The following is a 12,758-nucleotide window of genomic DNA, read 5'->3' on the forward strand; positions in this document are numbered from 1 at the left end:
GTCGTTCAGGCGGTGATCACTCCGGGCGTCAGACCCGCTTCAGGACGATCGCGGCGCTCGTCGTGGCGTTGCCCGCCGCGTCGACGGCCTTCGCCGTCACCGAGTAGCTGCCCTTCGGGAACACCGCGGTGTTCACCGTGAGGTACCAGTTGCCGTCCGACGCCTGCACGGCGTCGCCCAGCTTCGTGGTGCCGACCCAGTAGGTGACTCCGGTCACGGCGGTGTCGTCGGAGGCGGTCGCCATCAGGCTGACGACTCCGGTGACCGACGAGCCGGAGCCCGGCGAGACGATCGCGACGGTCGGCGCCGTGCGGTCGACCGGCGCCGGCACGGCCGTCGGGGTCGGAGTCGCGGTGGGCGTCGGCGTGGCGGTGGGCGTCGCGGTCGGGATGGCGGTCGGGGTGGCGGTCGGCGTGGGCGTGGCCGTCGGCGTCGCGGTGGCCGTCGGCGTGGCGGTGGGGGTCGCCGTCGGGGTGGCGGTCGGCGTCGGAGTCGCGGTGGGCGTCGCGGTCGGCGTCGCGGTCGGCGACGGAGCGGTCACCGCGCCGAACTGGTCGGCGCCGGCGGTGCGGGAGCCCATCGTCTGGCCGTCGATGTCGGTGCGGGCCGACGTGGTCGACCCCCAGCCGGCGATCTGGGTCCCGGTCGCGGACAGCACGTGCAGGTCGCCGGTGGCCACCGAGGCGAGCGCCGGAGCGCCCTGGACGTTGCCCTGCTGGTTGAGCAGCGACGGCGTCCTGCAGAGCTTGGTGTTCCAGTTCTCGACGATGGTGTTCGTCATCGGGCTGGTGCAGGAGGAGAGGTAGCTGACGATGTTGCGGTCGAAGACCGTGTTCTTCGCGCCGCCGACCCGCAGCGCGCCCGACTCGAAGGTGTTGTTGCGGATGTAGATGCCGTCGGCCGAGGCCTCGCGGAAGTCCGCCGCCGAGCCGCCGCGGCAGTCGGCCGTGATGACGATGCAGCCGGAGACGAAGTTCGACTCCACGGTGATGTCGGTCATGCCGTCGCCCGCACCGGGGGAGAAGATGATGCCCGCGTTGTAGCAGTTCATCAGCGTGTTCGCGCGGAGGGTGACGTGGTTGCTCTCGAACACCTGGATGCAGTCGGCGTGCAGGCCGTTGTCGATGTTCTGGTCGAAGTTCCGGACCAGGTTGTTCTCGATCAGCCCGTTGTCGGTGCCGCCGACCTGGATGCCGTCCATCGACGAGCCGTTCTCGAAGAGCGAGTCGCGGACGACGACGTTCGCGCTGCGCACGAAGATGCCGGCGCCGTCGATGTGCATCCGGTTGACCGTGATGCCCGACCCGTAGGTGTAGAAGGTGCTCTTCGAGAAGATGTCGTTCCACACCGTGTTGGGCGTGTAGACCTTCGTCGAGCCGAGGACCGGCGAGGCGCCGGGGGCCGGCTGGACGACGACGGGAGCGGCGACGGTCGCCTTCCCGCCCTTGAGGGTCGTCGTCGGGTACGTGCCGGAGGTGAGCAGCACGGTGTCGCCGGCGGCGGCGCTCTGGACGGCGGTGGTCAGGGCGCAGGGAGCGGCTGCGGAGCAGACCGTTCCCGTGCCGGCGGGCGAGGCGTAGCGGTTCGCCGCCGCGAAGCTGGGCGCGGCCGCGAAGAACGCGGCGATCACGACCAGCAGGGCGGCGAGAGTCGCGCTGAGCGTTCGAGTCATGGGCGTGGTGTCCAATCGGGGAAGGTGTGAGCGGGGACTCGGGGCTGGGAAAGGGGAGGAGTGAAGTCGAGGGGAGGCCGCACCGGGCCTCGGCGGTGCGCGCCGGGCGAACGGGGGACGACTCCGTACACTGGGCGCGGCGGGAGCGTCCCCGGCGGCCGGGCAGCACCGCTGCCTCTGCCGCCGAGATCCCGCCCGGACGGACGGACGCGGCGACGGGCCGCCTCCGCCATCGATGAGCACGGCTCCGCGACGGGGCCGGGAACGGGATCGCTGTGAGCGGAGCAAGTTCGCGAGTCCGGACGGTGCTGGGCGGTCTGCGCAAGCGCACCGCCCCGCTGCTGAAGAGCCCGGCGGTGCTCTCCCTCGGAGCGCGCGGCGTCTTCCTCGACGCGCCGCGCCTGCGCAGCGCCCGCCGCGGCGGCGGTGCTCAGGGTCGCGCGATCCTCATCGCGCCCCCCGGCGCCGGCAACATCGGCGACGCCGCGCTGGTCGGCGCGTTCCTGGAGAACGTGGCCGGGCCGATCACCGTGATCACCCGCTACAAGGGCGACTTCCGCATCCCGGCCGAGCAGGCCGACCGCGTCGAGATCGTCTCGCTGGGCACCCTGCTCTACGGCGGACTGCCGAGCTTCGTGCGCGACCTGCGCCGCTTCCGGGCCATGCTGCCCGGCGCCGCGTCCGTCTCGATCGTCGGCGCCGACATCATGGACGGCGCCTACAACTTCCGCGCCTCGACCAGCCGCGCGCTCGTCGCCCGCAGCGCCGCGTCGGCGGGCGTGGACACCCGCGTCCTCGGCTTCAGCTGGAACGGCAAGGCGCACCCCGGTGCCCTCTCGCAGCTCCGCGACGCCGACCGCGCCGGCACGACCCTCTTCCTCCGCGACCCGCTCTCGGTCGAGCGCGCCCGCCGCGACGGCCTCGACGCGAAGGCCTCGGCGGACATCGTCTTCTCGGCGCGCTCCGTGGACCAGGGCCGCGCGAGCACCGAGCTCGCCGCGCTGGACACGACCGGCGGGATCGCGATCGTCAACGTCTCGGGTCTGATCGACACCGACCAGACCGGTGCCTACGTGGAGATCATCGGCGGCCTGCGCGCCCGCGGCCTCGCCGTCGTGCTGCTCCCGCACGTGATCAAGCACGGACCGGACGACCTCGCGGCCTGCCGCAAGGTCTTCGCGGCCCTGCCGGACACCGCGGGCGTCGCCTTCGTGGAGGACGTCCTCACTCCGGCGGAGGTGCGCGGCTTCACCGAGCGCGCGACCGTCACCGTCACCGGCCGGATGCACCTGGCGATCATGTCCCTGATGAAGGGCGTCCCCGCCATCACGCTCGCCACCCAGGGCAAGGTCGAGGGCCTGATGGCGATGTTCGAGCTGCCCTACCTCTGCGTCGAGCCGGGCGCCGGTCTCGCCGGCCGCGTGGGCGACGCCCTCGAGCGCGTCCTCTCGGACCGCGAGAGCGTCTCGGCCGCCATCCTCGCGAAGCTGCCCGCCGTCCAGGAGCTCAGCGCCGCGAACTTCGCCGGCCTGCCCCGCGCCTGAGCGGCGGGCAGCGGCGGTCGCGGGGGTCGTCGGCACGGGCGTCCTTCCGGGCGTCGAGGTCGGAGGAGCGGCTCCCTCCAGGACCGCGGCACTGCGGGGAGGGGAGTCGCTCAGAGGTCGGCCGGGAGACTCCGGCGCTTCTGCTGCGACCCTAGGCGGGGCGTTCGAACGCCCGTTCGCAATGAACCTTCCTCCGGTGGGGGGTTCCCGTTCAGGGGGCGCCCTCCGGCTCGACGCGCCGCAGGTCCGCCCGATCCCGCCCCGAATGGGTGCCGCGGGCCTCCCGCGCCGTCGGACCCCCGCCCTCAGACCAGGCGCCGGCCGCTGAAGCGGTCGATCGGGGCGTCGCGGCGCATCGCCCTCTCGTACATCCGGCGGAACGGCTCGGTCAGCACGCCGTTGGAGCGGTCGAGCGCGTCCTGCCACGCGACGATCTCGCCGAGCTGCGCCGCCAGGTCGGCCCGCAGCGCCGACTCGTCCACCGTCGTCGATTCGCCGCCGGCGACGACGATCCGGCCGGCCACGATCACGGTGTCGATCGACGAGCCGTTCTCGGAGTAGACCAGCTGGTTCTCCAGGCGCTGGCGCGGTGTGAAGGCGAGCGTCTCCAGGTCGAAGAGCACGAGGTCGGCCTGCTTGCCCACCTCGATGCTCCCGGTGACGTCGCCGAGCACGGCGCTGCGGGCGCCGCCGATCGTGCCCGCCGTGAGCACCTCCGCCACCGTCGGCCAGGTCGCGAGGTCCGGATCGGTCACCTTGTGCAGCAGCGCCGCCGCCTTGACCACGTCCAGCATCCGCGGGGAGTCGCTGCTCGAGCAGCCGTCGGTGCCGAGGCCGAGGTTCACGCCCGCGTCGTGCAGGGCCCGCCACGGGGCGATGCCCGAGCCGAGCTTGAGGTTCGAGATCGGGTTGTGCGAGACGGAGGTGCCGGCCGCGGCGATCGCCGCCATGTCGGAGTCGGTCAGCCAGATCCCGTGCGCGAAGGTGGTGTTCGCCGAGAGGGCGCCGATCCCGGCCATGTACTCGACCAGGGTCGAGCCGTGGAACTCCTCGCCGGTGACCAGCTGCGTCTTGGTCTCGAGGACGTGGATGTGGCACTCCGCGTCGTGCTCGAGCGCCAGCTCCGTCGCCCCGACCAGCAGATCGGCGCCCACCCGCTGCGGGGCCGACGGCGCGACCATGTAGCGCAGCCGTCCGCCGCCGCGCCCGTGCTGGGTGGCGAAGGCCGTGCGGCTGAAGTCGAGGTAGCCCCCGGTGGTCGGCCGCGCCGCCCCGCGGACCGAGTCGAGCAGCTCGGCCGGCAGGTACTCCTCGAGGAAGGGCATCGTCTCGAAGAACGGCTTGCTGATCACGTGCCCGGAGATGTTCGCGCGGATCCCGATCTCGTCGTAGGCGTCGAACACCGCCGCCAGCTGCGCCGCGTCCTGGTCCGGGTTCTCGAGCACGTCGTCGACGAGCGTCGTGACGCCCGCCTTCAGCGACTCGAGCGCGAACAGCGACGAGCGCAGCCGGATCAGGTCCGGAGCGACGCGGCTGTCGCCGAGGATCGGGTACGACAGCAGCATCCACAGCTCGAGCGGCAGGTTGTCGTAGCGCCCCTTGTAGAGGTACTCCCACGAGTGGGTGTGCGCGTTGACGAAGCCCGGTGTGACGAGGCGGTCGCGGCCGTCGATCACCTCGTCACCCGGCTCGGGAACCAGTCCCGGGCCGATCGCCGTGATCACGTCGTCGACGATCCGGATGCTCGCCGTGATCGGGACGGCGCCCGAGACGGGGTCCATGGTGATGACGGCGGCGTCGGTGATGAGGAGGGGCATGGCGGTTCCGTTCGTGGTGCGGTGGTGCAGGAGCAGAGGAGCGAGGAGCGCAGCGGAGTGACGGGGGCGGCTACCCGAGGACGGGCTCGGCGGCACGCGCCGCCGGCTGCAGGGGCTCGCGCTTCCGCACCCACGCCGCGGCGTCGCCCCGGCCGAGCAGCAGGTAGGCGAGCCCCGCCGAGACGCCGCCGGCGAGCCAGGACACGTCGACCCCGCCGAGCGCGGTCGCAGCCGGGCCCTGCAGCGCGGGCACGGAGCCGTTCATGAACAGCCAGGTCAGGGTCGCGCCGATCGCGAAGGAGAGCAGCGCGCGCCAGCGCACGTCCGGCAGCAGCGGCGAGCCGACCGGCGCGAAGAGGTGCCCGAACGAGCGCACGCGCGGCTCGAACACCGTGTAGTGCACCAGCACGATCGCGCCCCACGGAGCGACCCAGCCGACCAGGCCGACGAGCCAGGCGTCGAGGGTGGTCGCCAGGTCGTCCTGGAAGACGAAGAAGACGGACGCGGCGAAGGCGAGCACGCCGACGATCAGGCTGAGCGCGCGGCGGCCGAGGCGGATGTCCAGGGCCTGGGTCGCCATCCCGAACGAGTAGATGTTGAGCACGTTGGTCGCGATCGGCCCGTGCACCACGAGCAGCAGCACCGGGATCGCGAGGGCACCGAAGTTCTCCACGATCAGCTGGCCGGGGTCGACCGAGCCGTTCTTGGTGGCGAGCGTCGCGCCGAGCACGCCCAGCCAGACGACGGGGACGAACTGGCCGAGCACGCTGGCGAAGTAGAGCTTCTTGCGGGAGGCGCGGGGGCTGACGAAGCGGGAGTAGTCGCCCGCGTAGGCGAGCCAGGTGAGGCCCCAGCCGATGCCGATCGCGGTCATCACGATCGACATGGCCGCGATCCGGTCGCCACCGGTGAGGGCGCCCTCGGCCGGGCCGGCGTAGGACCAGTCGATGTCGAGGAAGAACCAGGCGACGATCGACATCACGGCGAGCACCAGCAGGGTCGGCGGCACGGTCCAGCGCTCGAAGGCGGCGATGGCCTTGTAGCCGAGGAACGAGATCGCGACCTGGATCGCCATGATCACCGCGGCGACCGCGACCTTCCAGCCGATGTTGGCCGCCTCCGGATCGACGAGGCCGACGGAGCCGAGCAGCGCGATCACCAGGTCGAGCACGATCCAGGTGTTGATCGCGCACCAGCCGATCACGACGACGGCCTGGATCACGGCGGGCGCGTAGTTGCCGCGCCGCCCGAAGACGGCCCGGCCGACGAGCATGCCGGTCGCGCCGGTGCGCTGGCCGAGCAGCACGAAGAAGCCGAAGACGGCCATGCCGACGACGTTGCCGAGCACGAGGACGGTGATCGTGTCCCAGAGGCCGAGGCCCATGTTCACGCCCAGCGCGCCGAGGACCCAGTTGATCGGGGCGATGTTCGCGCCCGCCCAGATCCAGAACTGGCCGTCGAGGCGCGCGTTGCGGCGGCTCTCGGGGAGCGGGGTCAGCGCGTCCTCGGTGTCGGTCGTGCCGTGCAGGGTGTCGGAGCTCATGGGTGGATCCTCTCGAAGCGTGAGGTGGAGCGGGGGGTCGGAGCGGGGAACGGTGGACGGCGCCGCAGCCGAGCGGGGTGTGGAGGAGCGGGGAGACTGGGCTCCACCCTCCCGGCGGACGGTTTCGGCGGCCGCGTCGCCGTGTAAATTCGCCGTGACGCGAGAGGACGTTCTGCATGGTGATCCCGCTGTCCGAGGCGCTCCTCGACCCGCTGCTCGCGGCCGCCGGACCCGTCGTGGTCGCGGGCGGGCCGGCCGCGGGGCGGGTGGCGATCCGCTGGGCCCACGCGAGCGAGCAGCTCGATGTCGCGCCCCTGCTCCTGGGCGGCGAGCTGCTGCTGATGGAGGGGGTGAACCTCTCCTCGGACCAGGACGCGGAGGAGTGCCGCCGCTACGTGGAATCCCTGGTCGCGGCGGGAGTCGGTGCCCTGGCCGTCGAGCTCTCGGAGCGCCTGCCGAGCGTGCCGGCCGCGCTCGTCGCCGCGGCCGACGAGCGCGGCCTCGCGGTGCTCGCGCTGCCGGTCCGCGTCCCGTTCGTCCAGGTCTGCGAGAGCATCAACACCCGGCTCACCGAGCAGAAGTTCCGGAGTCTGCGGGTGGCGGACAGATTGTCCGGACTTCTCGGCGAGGCGGCGGCCGCGGACGCCGGGATCGACGAGCTGCTGCGGGTCGTCGCGAGCGCGACCGGCGCCTCGGCCGCGCTCGTCTCGCCGGCGGGCGAGGAGATCGTGCGCGCCCACCCCGGCCGCGGCGTCGACACGTCGCGCACCGCCGGTGCCTCCTCCGGCGTGCTGCGCGCCGGTGACTCCCTGCTGGGCACGCTCTACCTCCGCGCCCACGACGAGGCCGACCTGCACGCCGTCGCCGTCGCGCTCGACCGCGCCCCGGACGTGCTCGCGATCGCCCTGCTCCGGCGGCGGCCGCCGACCGCGCGCGAGCGGCTCGCCGCGCAGCTCTTCGCGGTCGCGACGGCGCAGACGTCGCGCTCCGACCCGAGCGCCGAGCTGCAGATCGACGCGCTCCTCGGGCGGCTCGGGATCGGCGGGAGCGAGTCCTTCCTCGGCGTCTGGGCGGACGTCGGCGAGGACGAGCGCACCCTCCGCGCGGTCCGCGCCGCGCTCGACGGCTCGGTGCGAGGCTCAGCGAGCGCGGCGAGCGTGGTCTGCGTCGCGGGCGGCGAGCTGCTCGCACTGCTGGCCTTCCCGGACATCGCCGCGCGGGAGCGGGCGAGGGCGCTGCTGCTCGGCGAGTGGCCGCCGGCTGCCGGAGCGGCAGCGCTGCTCTGCGTGGGCAGCGGCGCCGACGCGGTGGCGCGGGTGCCGCGCGAGCTCGCGGAGGTGCGCGGGGTGCGGGAGTGGACCCGCGCCGAGAGCGGCGTCGTCGATGCGCGGCTGCACCGGCTCGAGCGCTTCGCCAGCACGCTCCGCGACGACGCCGAGGCGGATGCTCTGGTGGAGGAGGTGCTCGGCCCGCTGCGCCGCGGCCGGCCGGAGCTGCTCGCGACCCTCGAGTCGTTCGCGTCGCACTGGGGGAGCAAGACCGCCACCGCGGCCGCTCTCGGCATCGGCCGGCAGACCCTCTACGACCGCCTCGCCCGCATCGAGTCCCTGATCGGCCCGCTCGACGCCTCCCCGGCCCGCACCCGCGTGCTGCTCACGGCCGTCTCCCTGCACCGCGCCCGCACGGCCCTGCCCCCGGCCGCCCCGCGCTCGACCCGCCCGTTCCCGCCGCCCTCGGACCGCTGACGAAGCGCCCGGTCGAGCCGCTCGCAGAGCCCCAAAGTCGCAGGATCTGGTGATCGAGTAGACCGCCGCATCGGAGTATCGAGAACCGCGGACTCCGTGGGGACATCTCGATGTGCGAACGAGTGCGAGGCCGACGGTGGGGAATAATGACCGCAGCGGAGAAAGGAAAGAGAGACAATGAAGACTCACCTAGTAGATCCTCGCAACGTCGACGGCGAAGTGGATGACCCGGTCTATCGCGTCTACTTCACAGAGGCCGAGACGATCGAGGAGGAGATCCGTATCATCGAAGCGCGAGATGTCCTGGAGGTGATTGAATGGGCGGAGCGAGATGCTCGTGGTCTTCCGTTCCGACTGTACCTCGAGCACCCGAGCGCCTTCAATTCCGGAAAAGCAACACTCGAGCTTCTCTTCTCGCGGTAAGGGTCGCTTCTACTTACTTCTGACGTAGAGAAAAGTCGACTGGCCCGATCCTGAGATCTCTGTACTCAATGGTGGCGCTCCTGCGACCGAATGGCTGGCACGAAAGTAGGCGTCTCCGCTTATCCTTGGTGCTCCTTCGGCGGGGACATACCATGTCCGTGGCTGGCCGAGTGCACCCACCGGGATGTTCTGGACGTAGTTCGACTCGGCGACGATCCGCAGGCTTGCCACGCTGTTCTGGCTGGTCTTGCCGAGAAGCGAGAGGACCCTGACAGGGATGTTGCCGTTGGGTCCGGAGCAGGTGACAACAGTTTTAGCGATAACACCCGCCCGTGCCGCGAGACCAGTGTGGATTGTTCGTCTTCCCGACACAGCTGTATTTCGCTTCATCGGCGATCATGGCGCTCGACAATGCGACGATCGCAGCCATTTTCCTTGCGCTGTAGTACCACATTTCTTACCTCCGTAGGTTTGCTTGTTGCGGATTGTTCTTGACGGAGATTTCTGTAGCCACGTACGTGCTGGCGCAATGCTGACGGCAATCAATATGTGGATCACTGTGTACTGCGAATCGGGAGAGCGCTCCCATTGCTGTAGATCTGCGGAGTGGAGGGGTGCCGAACTCGTGGGCTGTCGTTTGGTGAACGGACGTTGCGCGTTTCAGCCGAACGTCGCGCGCCATCGTTCTACCTTCGGTGGTCACCTCTTCGTGGAGCGCGGCAATCACGTAACGTGTGCCCCGACGCCGCGCTCGACTCGTCGTTCCCGACCATACGGCCCGTTTACGGGGCGTCCCGACCAGTAGGCGAGGTCTCAGCGCGGCGGCAGCGCGGCGCCCGCGACGGCAGAGCTGCCGAGGTCGCTCTGAGGGAGGGGCTCGCCGGAGGCGAGGGCGTCGGTCCAGGCGGCGGTGTCGGCGACGGCCGCGAAGTTCGAGTTCAGCAGGGCGAGCAGGGTGGTGTGCACCGTCTCGGCGTCGACGGAGCCCGCCGCGTTCGAGATCGCGATGGCACCGGTCGCGTCCGAGAGCACCTCCGCCGTCAGCCCGTGCGTCTCGGCCTCGGCCGCCGAGGCGAGGATGCAGTTGTTGATCATGTAGCCGACGAGGGTGATCGTGTCGACGTCGCGCTCGCGCAGCCAGGCGAGCAGGTCGGTGCCGGCGAAGACGGTGCCGAACTGCTTGGTGATCGACGTCCACTCATCACTGCGGCGGCCTTCGATCTCGGGGTGCAGCTCGAAGCCGGGGGTGCCCGGTGCGAAGACGGGTGCTCCCTCGCCGCTGCTGTGCTGGACGGCGGCGATCGGCAGACCGGCGGCCGTGGCGGCGTCGAGCGCGGCGGTGATGGCGGGCAGCGAGGTCGCGTGCGGCGGGTAGCGGATCTCGAGCGGCCCGGCGAAGTACTCCTGCTGGACGTCGACGAGGATCAGGGCGCGGCGGGGTGCGGTCATGGTGTCTCTCCTGGATCGGGGTGGTGCTGACCAGACTGCCGTCTTCCGGGAGTCGAGGGACTCGCGGATCGACGGCGCGGTCGTCGGTCCGGCCCAGGCCCGGCATCACCGCGCAGGCGAAGGCGTAGAAGAAGCCCGCCGCCAGGCCGCTGGTGACGAGCGCGGCGAGCAGGAGCGGCACGAGGAGAGCGTCGGGCACGGCTGCCTTTCCGAAGGGTGGCTCAGGCGGACGGGAGATCGGTCCATGCGAGCGCATGCTCACGAGAGGGAGACACCGCGGGCATCCGCTGCCCGGTCGGCGCGCACTGCGTCCATGCTCGCCGAGCAGCCCGCAGCGGGGAATCAATGCTGATCGAGTAGCCCGCGGAGCGGGCGTATCGAGCGGAGGGGGCGCCTCCGGCGCCAGCGCAGGGCGGGGAGGAGACCGACGTCCTTGGGGTGGGCGGGTCTGGATGCGCCCCTGCAGGGCTACTCGACCAGCATGTGTGCGGGCATCTCTTCCAAGTAGATCCCCCACCGTCAGAACGGTGCGGGAGCATCGTCGAAGCGGGGCCCCGGGGGCGGGTCGGGTGGCCGCCCGGGCAGGGGTGGCGGGCGGTTGCTGATCCGTCGGCCGGTCGGGCGCGTCCACTCGATCGTCCCGTGGTCGTCGACCCGGTCGTAGCTCCACTGCTCTCCGTGCCGCACGTGGTGGTGGGACGTGCAGAGCATGACGAGGTTCTCGAGCGAGGTCTCGCCGCCGTTGCGCCACTCGATCGTGTGGTCGGCCTCGCTGGTGGCGGCGGTCCGGGTGCAGCCGGGGAAGCGGCAGGTCCGGTCCCGCAGCTGCAGGTGCAGGCGCATCTGGGGCGGTGGAGTGCGCCAGGTCCGGCCGGCGGAGACGACGGCTCCGGTGTCCGGATCGGTGAGGACGCGGGTGAAGGACGCAGCGGTGCGAATGAGCTCACGGGCGATCGGGGCGGGGACGGGGCCGTAGCCGTCGAGCTCCGCGGGCGCATCGTCGAGACCCACGGCGGTGGACGCCGCGAGCGTGAGCCGCACTTCGGCGCGCACGCCGGGGACGAAGGTCGGGTCGGACCGATGCTCGGCGTTGGGCGTGGTTCCGATGATGTCGCCGTCGCAGAGCAGATCGACCGCCGCATCGGCGCTGAGCTGCTGCAGGCTGCGCGGGTCGCCCTCGTCGCGGAGGGTGCGGGAGATGCGGCGCAGCCGGTCGTACGCGCCCGTCACTGCCGGTGCGGGAGCGTGGACGCAGAGCGTCGCCATCCCGTCGACGTCCGGCGTGACCCAGACCGCGCGGTCCTCCTTCGCGCGCGCGTGGCGCTCGGCGAGTGGCTGCTCGTGCAGCTCCTCCCGCCAGCGTCCGAGGGCGCGGCGCAGCTGCGTGGTGGTCATCCTGACGGCGGCGTCGGCGGCGCGCTCGTCGAGTGCGGAGCGGGAGGTCTCGGGAAGGCTGCTCGCGGTCCTGCAGATCGCCTCGCCCAGCTCCCAGAGGATCAGGCCGCCGCGCAGCAGCGCGCGGGTGAGCGGCAGGTGCTCCATCAGAAGCTGCGCGGTCTCGAGGCGGCGGGAGACCTCCCGCTCGGACACCCCGAACGCCACCGCCAGTTCGGCACGGACGGAGCGCTCGACGAGGTCGCGTGTCTCGCTGCGAGTCGCGCCGCGGGCGAAGGCCTCCGGGACGGTGAGCGCGATCCGGTAGCCGCGGTGCATCCGCTCCGCCGCTCTGAGGCGCGTCGGGGACGCAGCGCGCTCGGCGGCGGCGGAGTCGTCGAAGCAGTCGCGCACCTCCGCGAGTGCTGCCGCATTCTCGTCTTCTGACATACGGGTATTGAATCAGGCACCACCGACACCGGAGTGGGGTGGCGGGCCGATCGGGGACAGTGCTGTCAGATCGGGGGTTGGGGAGGAGGCTCGCTCCCGGATGTCTCGGCGGTGGTGGGTCTCGATGCGCCCTTCGGGCTGCTCGACCAGCATGCAAGGGCCGCCGGACGCTGCTGCTCGACCAGCGTGCAGGGGCCGCCTGCGGCGGCTGCTCGAGGGGCGGGCGGCATCATGCTGATCGAGTAGCCCGCGGAGCGGGCGTATCGAGATCCACCAGCGTCAGAACAGGAGTCTGCAGACCCGCCGAGCTGGTGACGGCGGGTCTCAATACGCCGCCTGCGGGGCTGCTCGACCAGCATGCGCGGGCTGCTCGACCGGCGGCGCTACTCCGTCTCGGTGCGGGTCTCCGTCTCGTCGGAGGAGGTGATCTCGGTGTCGGTCTCGTCGGCGCGGTCGCGCAGCGCATCGGCCATGGCGCCCGCGCCCTCGTCGCCGTGGTCGTGGTCGACCTGCTCGATCAGACCGCTCAGCTTGTCGTCGTTGCTCGCGTCCTCGGCGCCGTCCATGACGGGGCCGTTCTGGGTGTCGCTCATGGCTGCCTCTCCGCGCGGGCGGAGGTCGACCGCGCGCCTCCGACGCTACGGACCGCGCCACTGCAGCGCCCGCCCTTGACGCCGCGACCGCCCCGTGGGAGACGCGAACGGCCCGGCCCCTCCGAGGAGGGAGCCGGGCCGTTCAGGC

General features: G+C 71.7%; 9 protein-coding genes. 3 read left to right on the forward strand and 6 right to left on the reverse strand.

Annotated features, from left to right (window positions below):
• Nucleotides 1-28 precede the first annotated feature (28 nt).
• Nucleotides 29-1,672, reverse strand: a complete 1,644-nt coding sequence (locus GTU73_RS03270; RefSeq protein ID WP_160086946.1) for an Ig-like domain-containing protein — start codon at nt 1,670-1,672, stop codon at nt 29-31.
• Between the two features lie 275 nt (nt 1,673-1,947).
• Here GTU73_RS03270 and GTU73_RS03275 point away from each other — a divergent pair, with 275 nt between their 5' ends.
• Complete coding sequence (locus GTU73_RS03275) at nt 1,948-3,216, forward strand: polysaccharide pyruvyl transferase family protein (protein ID WP_160086948.1); 1,269 nt, start codon at nt 1,948-1,950, stop codon at nt 3,214-3,216.
• Nucleotides 3,217-3,521: 305 nt separating this feature from the next.
• On the opposite strand, the gene GTU73_RS03280 is transcribed toward GTU73_RS03275, so the two are convergent.
• Nucleotides 3,522-5,033, reverse strand: coding sequence for an amidohydrolase (locus GTU73_RS03280; protein ID WP_160086950.1), 1,512 nt, complete (start codon nt 5,031-5,033; stop codon nt 3,522-3,524).
• 70 nt (nt 5,034-5,103) lie between these two features.
• Nucleotides 5,104-6,576 carry a cytosine permease gene (locus GTU73_RS03285; protein WP_160086952.1) on the reverse strand — a complete coding sequence of 491 codons (1,473 nt, stop codon included), beginning with the start codon at nt 6,574-6,576 and terminating at the stop codon, nt 5,104-5,106.
• A 176-nt stretch (nt 6,577-6,752) separates the two neighbouring features.
• On the opposite strand from GTU73_RS03285, the gene GTU73_RS03290 reads away from it, so the two are divergent.
• On the forward strand, nt 6,753-8,321 hold the full coding sequence (locus GTU73_RS03290) for a PucR family transcriptional regulator (RefSeq protein WP_160086954.1): 1,569 nt from the start codon (nt 6,753-6,755) through the stop codon (nt 8,319-8,321).
• A gap of 177 nt (nt 8,322-8,498) precedes the next feature.
• Nucleotides 8,499-8,744: a hypothetical protein gene (locus tag GTU73_RS03295; RefSeq protein ID WP_160086956.1), complete on the forward strand. Its 246-nt coding sequence runs from the start codon at nt 8,499-8,501 to the stop codon at nt 8,742-8,744.
• Between the two features lie 813 nt (nt 8,745-9,557).
• Here the strand turns inward: GTU73_RS03295 and GTU73_RS03300 are convergent.
• The 3 genes from GTU73_RS03300 to GTU73_RS03310 form a co-directional block, all read right to left on the reverse strand.
• Nucleotides 9,558-10,193 carry an isochorismatase family protein gene (locus GTU73_RS03300; protein ID WP_160086958.1) on the reverse strand — a complete coding sequence of 212 codons (636 nt, stop codon included), beginning with the start codon at nt 10,191-10,193 and terminating at the stop codon, nt 9,558-9,560.
• 519 nt (nt 10,194-10,712) lie between these two features.
• Nucleotides 10,713-12,017, reverse strand: coding sequence for an HNH endonuclease signature motif containing protein (locus GTU73_RS03305; protein ID WP_160086960.1), 1,305 nt, complete (start codon nt 12,015-12,017; stop codon nt 10,713-10,715).
• A gap of 383 nt (nt 12,018-12,400) precedes the next feature.
• A complete protein-coding gene (locus GTU73_RS03310) occupies nt 12,401-12,610 on the reverse strand; it encodes a hypothetical protein (protein ID WP_123444647.1) in 210 nt (69 codons plus the stop codon).
• Nucleotides 12,611-12,758 lie beyond the last annotated feature (148 nt).

The organism is Rathayibacter sp. VKM Ac-2804 (assembly GCF_009866655.1).
Taxonomy (GTDB): domain Bacteria; phylum Actinomycetota; class Actinomycetes; order Actinomycetales; family Microbacteriaceae; genus Rathayibacter.

Coding starts and splice junctions, on each gene's coding strand:
- GTU73_RS03270 (WP_160086946.1), bottom strand. CDS start 1,672: ATGACTCGAACGCTCAGCGCGACTCTCGCCGCCCTGCTGGTCGTGATC.
- GTU73_RS03280 (WP_160086950.1), bottom strand. CDS start 5,033: ATGCCCCTCCTCATCACCGACGCCGCCGTCATCACCATGGACCCCGTC.
- GTU73_RS03285 (WP_160086952.1), bottom strand. CDS start 6,576: ATGAGCTCCGACACCCTGCACGGCACGACCGACACCGAGGACGCGCTG.
- GTU73_RS03290 (WP_160086954.1), top strand. CDS start 6,753: ATGGTGATCCCGCTGTCCGAGGCGCTCCTCGACCCGCTGCTCGCGGCC.
- GTU73_RS03295 (WP_160086956.1), top strand. CDS start 8,499: ATGAAGACTCACCTAGTAGATCCTCGCAACGTCGACGGCGAAGTGGAT.
- GTU73_RS03300 (WP_160086958.1), bottom strand. CDS start 10,193: ATGACCGCACCCCGCCGCGCCCTGATCCTCGTCGACGTCCAGCAGGAG.
- GTU73_RS03305 (WP_160086960.1), bottom strand. CDS start 12,017: ATGTCAGAAGACGAGAATGCGGCAGCACTCGCGGAGGTGCGCGACTGC.
- GTU73_RS03310 (WP_123444647.1), bottom strand. CDS start 12,610: ATGAGCGACACCCAGAACGGCCCCGTCATGGACGGCGCCGAGGACGCG.